Consider the following 15670-nt stretch of genomic DNA (forward strand, 5'->3'; position numbering starts at 1 on the left):
TATGCAACACTTACTGTTGGCGATAGCTATTGTATCACTTCTATTAATTGCTGGCAATAGCCGGGAGAAAACCGCTCTTGAAAATAACAAGGTGAGTATGAAGGTAGAGAAGCAGGCAATAAAAGAAGTTGATTATGATTTGTCCGCTGACAAACCTGCTGCTTTATTTTCGAGGTTCGAGATGTTCGTTAATTAAGGACACGGGTATAGCTATGCAGAATAAAAATACCGGCAGTATTGCGTTAAGTACGTAACACTGCCGGTATTTCTTTAAAACGTTGTACTACTGCCCAACAAGGCCATCATGCCCATGCCGGTTTCAATAGCGCTTTCATCAATATTGAAAGTGGGCGTATGCACACCTGAAGTAATTCCTTTAGCTTCATTCATGACTCCTAACCGGTAAAAACAACCGGGAATATGCCTGGTGTAATACCCAAAATCTTCAGCGCCCATGCGTACTTCAGTTGTCTCTACCTTTTCTGTGCCCATGTATTGCTCCGCCAGTGAGCGGGCAATGTTGTTCAATTGCTCATTATTATAAACAGTAGGGTATCCTACATCTATGTGAAGATCAATTTCTGCGCCCATGCTGTGTACCAGTTCGGTAGCGAGTTTGCGAATGAGGTCATGTGCCTTGAAGCGCCATTCTTCATCCAGCGCCCTGAAGGTGCCCATCAGTTTTACTTCGCTTGGAATAACATTGGTGGTATGACCTCCTTGTATAGAACAGATGGATAATACGGAAGGCGATAACGGGTTTCTGTTACGGCTGATAATTTGTTGCAGACTAACAATAAGCTGAGAAGCCACCAGAATAGTATCAACAGTTAAATGCGGTGCCGCTGCATGACCGCCCTTACCTTTAATGGTGATGTATATTTCATCGGCGCTGGCCATTACCTGGCCGCCGCGAAAACTCAGTTTACCTATTTCCAGTTGGGGATGTACATGTAATCCGAAGATGGCTTGTGGTTTGGGATTCTCCAGCACGCCTTCTTTAATAAGGATACTGGCACCACCGGGGTTTCTTTCTTCACCAGGCTGAAAGATCAGTTTTACGGTGCCTTCCCATTCGTCTTTTAGCTCCTGTAATATTTTTGCAGCGCCAAGCAGGCAGGTGGTATGCACATCGTGCCCGCAGGCATGCATCACCCCTTCATTTGTTGATTTATAAGGAACATCATTTTGTTCAGTTATTGGAAGGGCGTCCATATCGGCCCGCAGCGCGATCACTTTCTTCTCCGGGTTCTTCCCTTTTATCAAGCCTACCACACCAGTCTCAGCCATAACGGTAAAGGGAATACCAAATTCGGTTAATTTATTTTGAATGAAACGAGAAGTTTCGAATTCCTGGTAACTTAATTCAGGATGTGCATGCAAATGATGGCGAATATTTATAAACTCAGCAGAGTATGTTTTTGCCAGGCTTTGGATCTTCTTTTGTAAGCTGCTCATGGCCACAAAGATAGTCGGAAAGTCCGGAAAACCCTGCTACAACGTGCCCGACTTGTCAGGGTTCACCTCAATTACATCGCGGATGATATACACGCCAGATGGAAATAAGCGCTGAATATTTGACAGATAGGGCTCTGCCTCTTCGCGGTTTTTAAAATCGCCCACTTTTAATTTCATATAAGGAGGCTGCCACTGAAGATAGGCCCTCAGTTCCGGAAATTGCTGGTATATTTTAACCTTTGCATTGGTGGCTTGATTGCGGTCGTTGGTGCTGATAACCAGTATGCGGAATCCCTGCACATGGCTGCGGGCGTCGCGGGTGGTTAATTCATTGATCTGGATCTGCTTTTTTTCCAGCATATCGATCCGCGGGTCTTTATGCACCACAACGGCATTGCTATCTGTTTGGGCAAATAATGTGTGGGACAGGATCAATAATACACAACTGATAATGTATTTCATCTAAAATATATTTTTAAAGCCGCATAAATAAAGCTGATATCAAATTGACGCTACGGGTTTTATGCAGCTTCTATCGATATAAATGCAAAATCTTCGCCAAAGATAGCTTGCCAGGTTCCAGGTTACAAGTTTCAGGTTCCAGGTTTTTGAATTTCGATCATGCTGCGGATAGTCAAACGCTCCAAATTTTTTCCCCAGCAACCTGCAATCTGGAACCTGTAACAAACTTCTAATATCCCGAAGTGCCATTTTGAGGCGCGCCGGTTACAATCGCTACTCCTGAGCTGGTTCCCAACCGGTTGGCCCCGGCTTTAATATATTGTTCTGCCTGCTCGTAGCTGCGAATACCGCCCGAAGCCTTTATTTTAATATTAGACGGCAGGTGTGCCCGCATCAGTTGCACCGCCTCCAGGGTGGCGCCTTTTTCGGCATATCCGGTGCTGGTTTTTAGGAAATCCACCCCGGTTTTGGCATATATTTCACAACATTTAATGATCTCTTCATCCGTCAAAATACCGCTTTCAATGATCACTTTTACCAGCCTGTTCTGGGCATGGGCTTCCTCCACAATGGCTTCCATTTCCAGCTCCAGGTATTGCCAGGCTTTGCTTTTTAGCGCTATTAAGTTAATTACCACATCCAATTCATCGGCCCCGTCCTGAATGGCTTGCTGGGCCTCGGCCAGCTTGGCGCGGGCAACTGAATATCCAAAAGGAAAACCAATGACCGTAGCTGTTTTTACCCCACTATTAGCCAAAATTCCCCGGGCGTTTTTTACCAGGGGTGGTGGTATGCATACTGCATAAAAGTTATGCTGAACCGCCTCTTCACATAGATTTTTAAGCTCATGTATGGTAGTTGCGGGTTTTAGCAGCGTATGATCGATATATTGAGCGATGTTCATGTAGCGTATTGACCGGTTAAAAACTTTTTAATCGGACTAAATTAGTTCATTTAACTAAATTCGATCCTTGTTCCCGAATTTAATAATAAACCAAAAGCACATGAGAAAGTACTGTTTCTTTCCTCCAGGAAAGCTCTTTTTCCTGTTGGGCCTGATGTTCATAATGCATTCAACAGCCAGGGCACAGGTAACCTTTCCTGTAAATGGAATTGCAGATCCCAAAGTAAAATGTTTCGCCTTCACCAATGCCACCATTGTTAAGGATGTTCAAACAACGCTCTCCAATGCCACGCTGGTCATTCGGGAGGGTAAAATAGTATCCGTAGGTAACTCGGTAACCATTCCAAAAGATGCCGTGGTGATCGATTGCAGTGGTAAATACATTTACCCTTCGTTTATTGACATTTACAGCGATTATGGCATTCCCGTTCAGCAACGGCAGACTGCCCCCTTCGATTTTCGGGGCCCAGGTCAGATAACGTCTAATACCAAGGGCGTATTTGGCTGGAACCAGGCCATCAGAAGTGAGATCGATGCCGCCAAATTGTTTAATACCGATGACGCCAAAGCAAAGCCTTTACGCGAAATTGGTTTTGGTACTGCACTGATCCATCAAAAAGATGGGATTGCCCGCGGCACCGGTGCGCTGGTAACTCTTGCCAGTGAAAAAGAGAACCTGGTTATGCTGAAAGAAAAAGCTGCTGCCCATTACTCATTCAGCAAGGGTACCTCTACCCAAAACTATCCTTTTTCTATGATGGGCTCTATTGCCTTGCTGCGCCAGACTTACCTCGATGCACAGTGGTATAAAAGCAATCCGGCAGCAGAAGGAGTAAACTTATCGCTGAAAGCATGGAACGATATTCAATCATTACCACAGATCTTCGATGCGGGTGACAAATGGAACGACCTGCGCGCCGATCGTGTTGGTGATGAATTTGGCGTTCAATACATCATCAAAGGCGGTGGTAATGAATACCAGCGTATAAAAGATATTGTTGCCACCAAAGCAACTTATATCGTGTCGATGAATTTTCCACAGGCCATGGATGTGGAAGATCCCAATGAAGCCCGCTTTGTTTCCCTGGGTGATATGAAACACTGGGAACTGGCGCCGGGTAATGCCGCTGCTTTGGAAAAAGCGGGTGTTGTTTTCTGTTTAACAGCTGCTGAATTAAAAGATACCAAACAATTCCTTACCAATTTGCGCAAAGCCATTGAATATGGCCTCAGCGAAAATAAAGCCCTTGAAGCCCTTACCAAAACACCGGCTACTACATTGGGAGTGTATGATAAAGTGGGAAGCCTCGATGCTGGTAAAGTGGCCAGCTTTTTAATTACAACGGGAGAGGTGTTCAAAGAAAAAACGGTGATCCTGCAAAACTGGGTGCAGGGTGAAAAATACAATGTAAAGGAGGAGAACTGGTCGTCCATTGCCGGACAATACACTTTACAGGTAAGATCGGCCGGTGGTAACAACAGCTATACGCTGGATGTTAAAAGCAATAGCGATGCCAGTATTCTTGCCAAAGATACCATCAAAGCAAAATTCAGTTATGATGGCAAACTGGTGAACATCAGTTTTGCAACAGAGAAAAAGCCCCGCGCTGCTGCTATTCGGTTAGGTGGTACAGTAAATGGTGACCAATGGAATGGAAATGGGGTAGATGCAGAAGGCAATACCGTATTGTGGTCGGCCAGTTTTGCAAAAGCAGGTACGCCAGCCCCTGATACCAGCAAGAAAAAACCGCTGGGAACATTGGGCAAAGTGGTATATCCGTTCGATGGTTATGGCTGGGACTCGCTGCCACAAGCTGAAACCATCTTAATTAAAAATGCTACGGTTTGGACCAATGAAAAAGAGGGTAAGCTGGAAAATACTGATCTGTTAATAAAGAACGGTAAAATAGCCCAGATAGGTAAGAACCTGTCGGAACCAGGCGCTAAAATAATTGATGCCACCGGTAAATTTGTAACTCCGGGTATTATCGATGAACACTCGCACATTGCCGCTTCTTCTATAAATGAAGGCGCGCAATCGGTAACCTCTGAAGTGCGTATTGGCGATAACCTGAACCCCGAGGATGTTAGTATCTATCGCCTGTTAAGTGGTGGTGTTACTTCCGCCCATATTTTACATGGCTCGGCCAATACCATTGGCGGACAAACCCAGTTGATAAAACTACGCTGGGGTGCCAATGACGAAGACCTGAAATTCAAAGGGGCTGATCCTTTTATCAAATTTGCATTGGGTGAGAATGTGAAACGCACTACTTCGCAAAGCAACAACCGTTTCCCAGATACGCGTATGGGGGTTGAAGAAGTGCTGATGGATGCTTTCACCCGCGCCTGCGAATATGAAAAAGGTTGTAAAGAGTCGGAACCTGTTGCGGTGTCTAAAAAGAAAGGAGCTGCTGTTACTCCGGTTGCTGCCCCTGTACGCCGCGACCTGGAGCTGGAAGCGCTTGTTGAGATCATGAATAAAAAGCGCTTTATTACCTGCCACTCCTATGTACAAAGTGAGATCACTTCAACTATGCGGGTGGCCGAGAAATTCAATTTCCGGGTAAACACCTTTACGCATATCCTGGAAGGCTATAAAGTGGCCGATAAAATGAAAACGCATGGCGCCAATGCTTCTACTTTCAGCGACTGGTGGGCGTATAAAACCGAAGTACAGGATGCTATACCCTACAATGCTGCGCTGATGCAGCGAGTGGGCCTGAACGTATGTATCAATTCAGATGATGCAGAAATGGCGCGCCGCCTGAACCAGGAAGCCGCCAAAACCGTAAAATACGGGGGGGTGGCAGAAGAGGATGCATTCAAGATGGTAACCCTGAACCCTGCCAAAGCACTGCATGTTGATGAAAAAGTGGGTAGTTTAAAAGTAGGTAAAGATGCGGACCTGGTAGTTTGGAGCGATAACCCGCTGAGCATTTATGCAAAGGCCGAAAAAACCATCGTAGATGGTATTGTTTATTTCGATCGTGCACGCGACCTGGAATTACGTAAAAAGATCGCTACCGAAAGAAACCGCCTGGTGCAAAAGATGCTTGGTGAAAAAAGAAGCGGCAGTCCGGTGCAACCGGCAACTCCCAGCTTCCAGGTTATCCTGAGCTGCGGCGATCATAGCCACCACGATGGATTGATCACCGTTGACGTGGATGAAAATGATGCCAACACCAATTAGACGTGAATCGGTCCCGGCTGAGCCGGGAGCAATCGTTCGCTCAGTGCGAGGGAACGACTATCGTTTGCCTCACTAACTAAACAGTTTTACAATGAAAAAATTAATCATATTCATACACTGCCTGGCATTGCTGACAGCGGTAAAAGCCCAGGAAGATGTATATCCGGCCAAACCCTATGCCGGTAAATTGTATATTACTAACGGTACCATACACGTTGGTAACGGCCAGGTTATTGAAAACGGCACCATTGAGGTAGATAATGGAAAGATCGTTCAGGTAGGCGCCAATATTACTGCACCTGCCGATGCAAAGATCGTGGATGCAAAAGGTAAACAGGTATATCCCGGACTGGTATTGCCCATCACCGATCTTGGTCTGAAAGAGATCGGCAATGGCGTACGTGGTTCCAATGACTTTAGCGAACTGGGTGACTATAATAACAGTATTCGCTCTATTGTAGCGTACAATACCGATTCAAAGATCATCAATACCTTAAAGGCAAATGGTATCTTGCTGGCCGGTGTTACCCCACAGGGTGGTACTATCAGCGGTTCTTCTACCGTTGTACAACTGGATGCCTGGAACTGGGAGGATGCTGCCTACAAAATGGATAACGCCATTCACCTGAACATGCCTACTTTTATCAGCCGCCCCAACCGGTTTGCTATTTTTGCAGGCATACAGCAACCACAAACAGACCCTACCAAGGACGCGTTGAAAAAGATAGATGATATCAAGACCCTGTTCCGGCAGGCAAAGGGTTATTTGCAAGAACCTACGCACAAGGAAACCAACCTGAAATATGAAGCGTTGAAAGGGTTGTTCAATAAAACCCAAAAGCTGTTTGTTCATGCCGACCAGGTAAAACAAATGCTGATCGCTATAGATTTTGTAAAAGAGTTTGGTTTTGATGTGGTGCTTGTTGGCGCCAGTGAAAGTTTTCAGATCGCTGACCTGTTGAAGCAATACAATATTGCGGTGGTGCTGTCTGATGAACATGCGTTACCAACAACTGAAGATGATGATATCGACCAGCCTTTTAAAACCCCGGCTATGTTGCAAAAAGCAGGCGTACTGTTTGCGCTCAACGATGAACATGAAGAAAGCCGGTACCGTAACCTGGCCTTTAATGCCGGTACGGCCGCTTCCTATGGGTTAACAAAAGAGCAGGCGTTGCAGGCTATTACGCTGAACAGCGCCAAAATACTGGGTGTTGATGATAAAGCTGGTTCGCTGGAAACAGGTAAAGATGCCAACATTTTGATCAGTGAAGGCGATATCCTCGATATGCGTACCAGCATCATTTTACATGCTTTTATTCAGGGCCGTGAAGTAAGCCTTGACAATAAACAAAAACAGTTGTATGAGCGCTATAAGTATAAGTATGAGTTGAAGTAGTTATTGTTAGTTCATAATAAAAAAGGAGTGTCCTGCAGTCAGGGCACTCCTTTTTTATTTCCACTTTGATATTAATCAAAAAACATAAATACCAACGAGGATCAACTTTTCTATATTTAATACAGTATTAATATGAAGTATATTCAGGCATACACATCTATTTAACCCTAAAGCTTGTATATGAAAAAAATGTTGGTATTGCTATGTATATCGGTTATCACAACTGTATTGCTGGTTTTCTGCAATGCACCCGTGGCCGAAGAACATGTTGCTGCAGCCACCACAGCAATAGTTTCCCCCGATAGTATGGCAAAAAGAGGCGCTTACCTGGTGAGCATTATGGGATGTAATGATTGTCATACACCCAAGAAAATGGGACCACATGGACCGGAATTTGATGAAGACAGGTTGTTATCGGGCCACCCGGCTGAAATGCCCGTGGCTAAATTTGATGCCGGAACAGCAAAAAACTGGATCTTATTCAACCCAATACTGACCAATTATGTAGGCCCCTGGGGTATTTCTTATTCGGCCAATCTTACCCCCGATTCAACTGGTACCGGTGCCTGGACTGAGCAACAGTTCATAAAAGCTATAAGAGAAGGGAAATACAAAGGGCTTGATAATACCCGCCCATTATTACCACCCATGCCCTGGCAGGAATATAGCAAGGCCAGCGATGATGACCTCAAAGCCATTTTCGCCTATCTGAGAACAATAAAACCTGTTAAGAACATAGTGCCTACTGCTACGATCAATCATTAACGGCAGACGGCAGACGGCAAACGGCAGACGGCAAACGGCAGACGGCAGACGGCAAACGGGAAAAGGCAATGGGAAATAGGCAATGGGGAATACATTTTCGTGCCTCGGTAAACGGCAAATAGGTTTCACCTTTCACGATAATCCTGTAACTTCCGTATAAAGAAACTCTATCCTTTATGCGAACAGGATCATACATACGCTGCTGCATTGTTTGTTTTGCAGTAATAACTATTGCTGCCTGCCATAGCACCACTAAAGTGAAAGCTGGCAAAGCGGGCTGGGTATCACTATTTAATGGCCGCGATCTCAACGACTGGGTAGTAAAGATCAACCATCATGAAGTGGGGGATAACTTTGCCAATACCTTCCGCGTAGAAGATGGAATGATCAAAGTGCGTTATGACAAATATGATGCATATAACGATCAGTTTGGTCATCTGTATTATAAAACTCCCTTTTCATATTACCACCTGGTAGTCGAGTACCGGTTCACCGGTGAATGGAAAAAGGATGCACCTTCGTATACTTTGCTCAACAGCGGTATCATGTTCCATTCGCAGGACCCGCATACCATGCCCAAAGAACAGAACTGGCCCATATCTATAGAATTTCAATTGTTGGGTGGATTGGGCGATGGCAAGCCCCGACCTACAGGCAATATGTGTTCGCCCGGTACCAATATTGTTTATAATGGGGTGCTGGATACCCGGCATTGCATCAATTCAACTTCCAAAACCTACGATGGCGACCAGTGGGTGCGTGCCGAATTGATCGTTCTTGGCGATTCCTTGATCACTCATATTATTAATGGTGATACCGTAATGCAATATTCCAAACCTCAGATCGGTGGCGGAGTAGTTGAAAATTATGACCCAAAGATCAAACAGGATGGTAAGATCCTTTCCTCCGGATTTATTGCCCTGCAAAGCGAAGGACAGCCCATTGATTTTAGGAAAGTGGAGATTAAGGAGTTGACTCGTTGATATGTTGACACGTTGACCAGTTGATCAGGAAGGAATATCGGGGGAGGTTGACACGTTGATAGGGATAGGAGGTAGGATGGCCGTTTGCCTTCTGCCGATTTACGAATTGTATTCCCCATTGCCTATTCCCCATTGCCCTCTCCTCATGAATTCAACAATTTAAACGGCCTTAGCCTTGGTAACCAGCGCGGTACATGTTTCTTATACTTCAGGTAATCGCTGCCAAAGCGTTGCATCATGCTGCGTTCTTCTACAAAAATAAAATACAGGGTATTGATGATAAAGAAGGCTACTGCCCAGGCGAGAATGGTGGTAGAATACAACATAAGCCCTTCACCGGTTATCATAAAGAACACGCCGGTGATCATGGGATTGCGGCAATAACGATAGGGGCCTTCCACAATCAGTTTTTTGGTAGGTTCCCAGGGCGCCAGCGTTCCCTTTCCGATCATTTTAAAAAGAAAAACAGTATATACAAAAAGTGCTGAGCCTACCACAGCTATAGACCAGCCGATCAATTTGAGGGTTAAGGTATGCGGAATGAGTGTATCGTCCTTGCTATCATATAGCAGGTAAGGAACAATAAAGGTTACCGTGAATGGCATTAAAAGAATATCACGCAAGTGTTTCCAGTTCGATGGCGACTCCATATGTAAAATAAATTTTAAGACTTATAGGCAAATGCTACTCTATAAAATTCATATCCCTTTTCAGGGCGATTGGGCAAGTACTTATCGCGGTAATTAGATGCTCCGGAGTCTTCAAGTAGTACGAAATTATATTGTTGCAGGTAGGCGGATAATTGTTCAGGATCAAAACCGAATGTCCAGCGTTCTTCAATGGCATCCAGGTCTTGCAACAGTTTTTCGGCGCCAAAAAAGCTTTCAGGCGCGTCCAGTACCTGTTGATGTACATAGGTAAAGATAATGTAAGAATTGGTAGCAAACTGACTGGCAAAAGCGAACGTATTATTGATCGCCTGTGCATCGAGATAATTGGTTACACCTTCCCAAATGATGGTAGTAGGAATGGAAAAATCCAGCTTTTCCCTAACTGCCAGCTCTTGCAGGCTTTCTTTATTAAAGTCTAATTGCCAGTAATGGATATGGTTTGGAAGTTGGCCCAGTGTTTTTTTAAGGATGGTTGTTTTTTTACGGGCAGTGTTGGGGTGGTCTATTTCAATAACCGGGATGGTTGATAAATAATCAAGGCGAAGGGCACGGGTATCGAAACCAGCGCCTAAGATGATTACCTGTTGTATGTTATGTTGAACGGTTTGTTGTAACAGATCGTCGATATACCGGGTGCGGGCAATACCTGAGGTTAAAGCGCCGGGTATTTTATTGTGAATGGTGTTTTGAACATAATTGCGAACAAAGGAAAGAAAGGAGAGGCGGGCAACCCAGTTTAGTTTACCATCTAAAAACGATACCGCATACGGATCTTTAAAAAGCCGTTTATTCGCAGGTTGTGTGGTCTCAAGTGCCCGGAATAAAGCCATGTATTGTGCTGTTTGGCTTGCCTTATCTGCTTTCATACAGCGCTGTGCTTTTGAGAAACTAAAATACACCGTTTAGCTGGAAGTTGATGGCCCTTAACTGGAATTTTACCACAAAGTAGTAGCGGTTTTTTGCGGGATAGGTTATTTATACTATGTAAAAGGATACTACAGCGGGGTTTGCGGGTTAACCGAACTCTTAATGCGGCTGCTGGCGTTGTCTATAGTTTGCCTTTTGCTTCCTCATAGTCGGGATAAATTTCAATCAGGTTCCCATAATTTAATACACTATATAGCAGGAGTATCAAGAATGCGGTCCCGATCATATCCGGGAAGGGGATTTTTAATCCAAAAATTCCCAGTCTAACCTTGTATAGGTTTGTATAAGGCAAAATATTGGCGAGCTTACATGCTGCCAGCAATAAATAGATGCCCAGGGTTAATAAAGGCTTTACAAAGGTTTTATCTTTAAACAGGAAGTACACAACAGGAACAAAAAGAATTACGCCCAGGTCATTGGTAAAGTGCGGAGAAATGTCCTCAAGAAAAATAATGATCCAGGAGTAAAGAAGATAGCAAATCACAATGGCAAAGGGGATAAAGAAGAATATTTTTCGTTTGGTTGCCATAGTTTTTTTGCAGGAGAGGGGTATTTATAGGTTAGTTATTTATCAATAGGGTTGCTACATTAAAAGCAACCCTATTGATAAAGTAATTAATGTTTTTTTGTAATTGCCGGTCCTTTTTTACGAAAGGTAATAACGCTCAGGAATACTTCGTGTTCAGTTACTATTGGAACATATTCATTGCCGATATCGCGTTTCTCAACATCGCGGGTCATGTTCAATCCTATATATAAACTATCGTTCTCGTAACTTTTTTTCACCGTTTCCCCTTCCACTAACGGTGCTGTTTCATGCAAACCTGCTTGTTTCGCCAGGTCTTGAAATCGCTTGTATTCATCAGGACCACTTACAAATACAACCATTTTTAGTTCGGGAAACACACTTACGTACTGATTTTTTCTTTCATTGATCCAGGCTGAATCTTTACTTTTTTCCCATCCGTAGTTAACGGTATTGAGTAATGAAGCGACGTTTTCTTTTTTCGTGGTCGCCAGGGCATTAAGATCTGCTATGGCCATGTCTCTTTCTTTTAAACCAGTATATTCCAGCACTTCCTCCGGTGTGGCTAAGATCTTTATGATGCTTGGGTTCTTTTTTGAATACACCAGCAGTACCTTTTGGTCTTTTGAAAAACTTTTGAATTCGTCACGGGTTATCGATTTGCTCACCGTGAGGTCGGTTCCGTTTTCATCCTGGTATTCTACCGTTATATCGAAATGTTCGCTGTACTTGCCGGATTTGCCTGAGCCGTCAATGATCTTTCCTAATGCTTTTATTCCATCTTTCTTTAATTCATCATCAATATGGGTATTACCGCAGCTGGGTAATATGGATACGATGCACATAAAAACAGCAACGAAAGTTATTGCCGGTTTCATAGGGGTTTTGTTTTTAATCATGGCGCCAAAATAGTAACGGTTGCGGGTATTTGCAAGCTGTTCCTTTAAATAAAAAAGCCCTGACGGTACCGTCAGGGCTTTTTTATTTAATATGATCGAATGATCGCTGTTATAATCCTGCGCCATGGCAGTTCTTGAACTTCTTGCCACTTCCACAAGGACAAGGATCGTTACGGCCAACTTTTGGACCTACACGAATCGGTTCATGCTTAATGGGTTCATCGCTGAACTGGTCATTTTCATTGGCTGCATAATCTTCACCACGGGCATCTATTTCTTCTTTATTGGCGCGCATCCGGCTCATGTCGGTCTTTTGTTCATGGCCTTCGCGTATTTGAGGAGGGCCTTGTTGTTCAACAGGTATACCTGCATGGCATAAGAAGCTGATGATGTCTTTGTTTACATCACTGTCCATTTGTTTGAACTGATCGTAAGCAGAGATCTTATAAATAACCAGCGGATCTTTTTGTTCCAGGTAAGCTGTTTGCACGCTTTGTTTCAGGTCATCCATTGCACGCAGGTGCTCTTTCCAGGCATCATCTATAACGGCCAGTGTGATCTGTCTTTCCAATGCGCTTATCAACTCACGGCCATGTGTTTCAAGCGTTTTGTTAAGACCGGCCAGCACCTGTAATCCTTTTTTGTTATCAGTAAATGGAACTACCACATTCTCGATATGGTTGCCTTGCGTGGTACGGATATTCTGGAATACCGGTACCGCCTGTTTTTGCAGTTCTTCAGTTTTATGCTGATAACGGCCAATAGATTCCTGGTATAATTTCTCAGCCAGATCGTTGGCTTTACCTTTTTCAAATTCTTCCTGGGTGATAGCGCTGTCGATGCCAAAGTTTACGATGGCAGCCAGTTTAAACCCTTCGTAGTCGCTTTGTTCCTGGAATGAGTTCACCAGACCTTCGGCAACAATATAGAAGGCATTATCAAGGTCAAGTGCCAAACGATCGCCAAACAATGCGTGGTTACGTTTTTTGTATACTACGTTACGTTGCTTGTTCATTACGTCGTCGTACTCAAGCAGGCGTTTACGAATACCAAAGTTGTTTTCTTCCACTTTCTTTTGCGCACGCTCAATGCTCTTGGTGATCATGCTGTGCTGTATCACTTCGCCTTCTTTATAACCAAAACGGTCCATGATGCTGGCGATACGCTCACTACCAAACAAACGCATCAGGTCATCTTCAAGCGATACATAGAATTGAGTGGTACCGGGGTCACCCTGACGGCCGGCACGACCACGTAACTGGCGGTCAACGCGGCGGCTTTCGTGGCGTTCTGTACCAATGATGGCCAATCCACCTGCTTCTTTAACGCCGGGTCCCAGTTTAATATCGGTACCACGACCAGCCATGTTGGTAGCAATGGTAACGGCGCCAGCCAAACCGGCTTCAGCTACTACCTGTGCTTCACGGGCGTGCTGTTTGGCGTTCAATACGTTGTGCGGGATCTTTTTACCCTGCATCATTTTACTCAGCAATTCACTCACTTCCACGTTAGTAGTACCAACCAGTACAGGCCGGCCTGCAGCACGCAGTTTTTCTATTTCTTCAATTACTGCTTTGTATTTTTCACGTTTTGTTTTGTATACGAGGTCTTCCTGATCTTTACGGATGGCTGTAACGTTTGTTGGAACGGTTACTACATCCAGTTTGTAAATATCCCAGAACTCACCGGCTTCGGTTACCGCAGTACCCGTCATACCAGCCAGTTTGTGATACATACGGAAGTAATTCTGTAAGGTAATGGTAGCATAGGTTTGAGTAGCCGCTTCGATCTTCACATTTTCCTTGGCTTCAATGGCCTGGTGTAAACCATCGCTGTAACGGCGGCCATCGAGAATACGACCGGTTTGCTCATCTACGATCTTTACCTGACCATCCATAACCACATACTCCACATCTTTATCAAACAACGTATATGCTTTCAGCAATTGTTGAACGGTGTGAATACGGTCGGCTTTGATGGTATATTCGTTAAGTACTGCTTCTTTGCGTTGTAATTTTTCTTCTGGAGCAAACTCACTCTTGTCAATTTCAGCCAGGTGGAAGCCAATATCGGGCAGCACGAAGAACTCAGGATCTTCACCGGCACGGGTGATGGCTTGAATACCTTTATCGGTTAAATCAACAGAGTTGTTTTTTTCATCTATGTGGAAGAACAGGTCTTCATCCACCACCGGCATTTGTTTCTGCTGATCGGCCAGGTAGTAGTTCTCGGCTTTTTGCAGTTTTACTCTTGTACCGGGTTCGCTCAGGAATTTGATAAGGGCGCTGTATTTAGGCAAACCACGAAAGGCGCGCATCAATGCCAAACCACCTGATTTCGGATCGTCATCACCGCCTTCAAACATTTTTTTTGCATCGATCAGGTTCTTGTTCACCACCTGTTTTTGCATATCAAACAGGTTCTTTACGCGGTCGCGTAAAATGTGGTACTGCTGGTCTTCGCCGCGAGGCACGGGACCAGAAATGATCAATGGCGTACGTGCATCATCGATCAATACGCTATCCACCTCATCCACCATGGCATAATGGTGTTTACGTTGCACCATTTCCTCTGGGGTATGCACCATGTTATCGCGCAGATAATCGAAACCAAATTCGTTGTTGGTACCGTAGGTGATATCGGCCTGGTATGCTTTTCTTCTTTCGGGACTGTTGGGCTGGTGTTTGTCGATGCAATCAACGGTAAGACCCAGCCATTCGAAAATAGTTCCGTTCCACTCAGAGTCACGTTTTGCCAGGTAGTCGTTCACGGTTACAATGTGTACACCTTCACCAGACAGGGCATTCAGATAAGCGGGCAGGGTAGAAACCAGGGTTTTACCTTCACCGGTTGCCATTTCTGAAATTTTACCCTGATGTAATACTGTACCACCAATTAACTGTACATCATAGTGTACCATGTTCCAGGTGATGGTATTGCCACCGGCATTCCAGCTGTTTTTGAATATAGAGTTATTACCCTGTATAGTAATATATTCTTTTCTTACACTCATTTCGCGATCGAGGTCGGTTGCAGTAGACACCATTTCAGGATTTTCTTTGAAACGGCGGGCTGTTTCTTTCACTACAGCGAATGCTTCCGGGTGAATTTCTTTCAGAATTTCCTCAATTTGTTTGTCGCGGTCCTTGATAAGGGCGTCTACCTGTTGGTAAATGGCGTCTTTTCCAACGATATCGCTAAAAGGCAGTTCTTCTGCCTGTTTATTTAAACTGGCTATTTCACTATCGATTTTTTCCAGGTGCGCTTTGATCCGGCTTCTGAATTCCTGGGTTTTGTTACGCAATTGATCGTTAGACAGCGACTGGTAAGCGGCAAAGTGTTTATTGATCTGGTCTACAATCGGACGAATTATATTTATGTCCTTTTCCGACTTGCTTCCCCCGAACATTTTTGAAAGAAAACCTAACATGATATAGCGGTTAATTATTTTGAATTATTACAAAGGTACACCTGGTTCAAAAA

Annotated in this window: 13 protein-coding genes; 5 read left to right on the plus strand and 8 right to left on the minus strand. The window is 44.4% G+C overall.

All coding sequences use genetic code 11. From position 1 onward, the window contains the following. Position 1 precedes the first annotated feature (1 nt). Positions 2–196 (plus strand): hypothetical protein, encoded by a 195-nt coding sequence (locus tag J7I42_RS11650; RefSeq protein WP_209138955.1) that lies wholly within the window; start codon positions 2–4, stop codon positions 194–196. A gap of 74 nt (positions 197–270) precedes the next feature. Here the strand turns inward: J7I42_RS11650 and J7I42_RS11655 are convergent, their stop codons facing one another. From J7I42_RS11655 to deoC, 3 genes are all read right to left on the minus strand, one after another. Continuing rightward, positions 271–1458 (minus strand): M20 metallopeptidase family protein, encoded by a 1188-nt coding sequence (locus tag J7I42_RS11655; protein ID WP_209138956.1) that lies wholly within the window; start codon positions 1456–1458, stop codon positions 271–273. Positions 1459–1494: 36 nt separating this feature from the next. Beyond that, positions 1495–1920 carry a hypothetical protein gene (locus tag J7I42_RS11660; protein ID WP_209138957.1) on the minus strand — a complete coding sequence of 142 codons (426 nt, stop codon included), beginning with the start codon at positions 1918–1920 and terminating at the stop codon, positions 1495–1497. Between the two features lie 229 nt (positions 1921–2149). After that, positions 2150–2824: a deoxyribose-phosphate aldolase gene (deoC, locus tag J7I42_RS11665; RefSeq protein ID WP_209138958.1), complete on the minus strand. Its 675-nt coding sequence runs from the start codon at positions 2822–2824 to the stop codon at positions 2150–2152. 100 nt (positions 2825–2924) lie between these two features. On the opposite strand from deoC, the gene J7I42_RS11670 reads away from it, so the two are divergent. The 4 genes from J7I42_RS11670 to J7I42_RS11685 all read left to right on the plus strand — a co-directional run bounded on the left by J7I42_RS11670 (position 2925) and on the right by J7I42_RS11685 (position 9164). Continuing rightward, on the plus strand, positions 2925–6017 hold the full coding sequence (locus J7I42_RS11670) for an amidohydrolase family protein (RefSeq protein ID WP_209138959.1): 3093 nt from the start codon (positions 2925–2927) through the stop codon (positions 6015–6017). A gap of 91 nt (positions 6018–6108) precedes the next feature. Beyond that, the gene (locus J7I42_RS11675) at positions 6109–7416 is read left to right on the plus strand and encodes an amidohydrolase family protein (RefSeq protein ID WP_209138960.1); all 1308 of its coding nucleotides are present in this window, start codon (positions 6109–6111) and stop codon (positions 7414–7416) included. A 180-nt stretch (positions 7417–7596) separates the two neighbouring features. After that, entirely contained in the window at positions 7597–8181 is a 585-nt protein-coding gene (locus J7I42_RS11680) for a c-type cytochrome (protein WP_209138961.1), read from the plus strand. A gap of 176 nt (positions 8182–8357) precedes the next feature. Then, positions 8358–9164, plus strand: coding sequence for a 3-keto-disaccharide hydrolase (locus J7I42_RS11685; protein ID WP_209138962.1), 807 nt, complete (start codon positions 8358–8360; stop codon positions 9162–9164). Between the two features lie 143 nt (positions 9165–9307). Here the strand turns inward: J7I42_RS11685 and J7I42_RS11690 are convergent, their stop codons facing one another. From J7I42_RS11690 to secA, 5 genes are all read right to left on the minus strand, one after another. After that, entirely contained in the window at positions 9308–9814 is a 507-nt protein-coding gene (locus tag J7I42_RS11690) for a methyltransferase family protein (protein ID WP_209138963.1), read from the minus strand. A 14-nt stretch (positions 9815–9828) separates the two neighbouring features. Beyond that, on the minus strand, positions 9829–10701 hold the full coding sequence (locus tag J7I42_RS11695; protein WP_209138964.1) for a class I SAM-dependent methyltransferase: 873 nt from the start codon (positions 10699–10701) through the stop codon (positions 9829–9831). Between the two features lie 182 nt (positions 10702–10883). Then, a complete protein-coding gene (locus tag J7I42_RS11700) occupies positions 10884–11291 on the minus strand; it encodes a hypothetical protein (protein WP_209138965.1) in 408 nt (135 codons plus the stop codon). 86 nt (positions 11292–11377) lie between these two features. Continuing rightward, positions 11378–12166 (minus strand): hypothetical protein, encoded by a 789-nt coding sequence (locus J7I42_RS11705; RefSeq protein WP_209138966.1) that lies wholly within the window; start codon positions 12164–12166, stop codon positions 11378–11380. Between the two features lie 130 nt (positions 12167–12296). Continuing rightward, entirely contained in the window at positions 12297–15617 is a 3321-nt protein-coding gene (gene secA / locus J7I42_RS11710) for a preprotein translocase subunit SecA (RefSeq protein ID WP_209138967.1), read from the minus strand. Positions 15618–15670 lie beyond the last annotated feature (53 nt).

The sequence above is a fragment of the Niastella soli genome (genome assembly GCF_017742245.1).
Lineage (GTDB): Bacteria > Bacteroidota > Bacteroidia > Chitinophagales > Chitinophagaceae > Niastella > Niastella soli.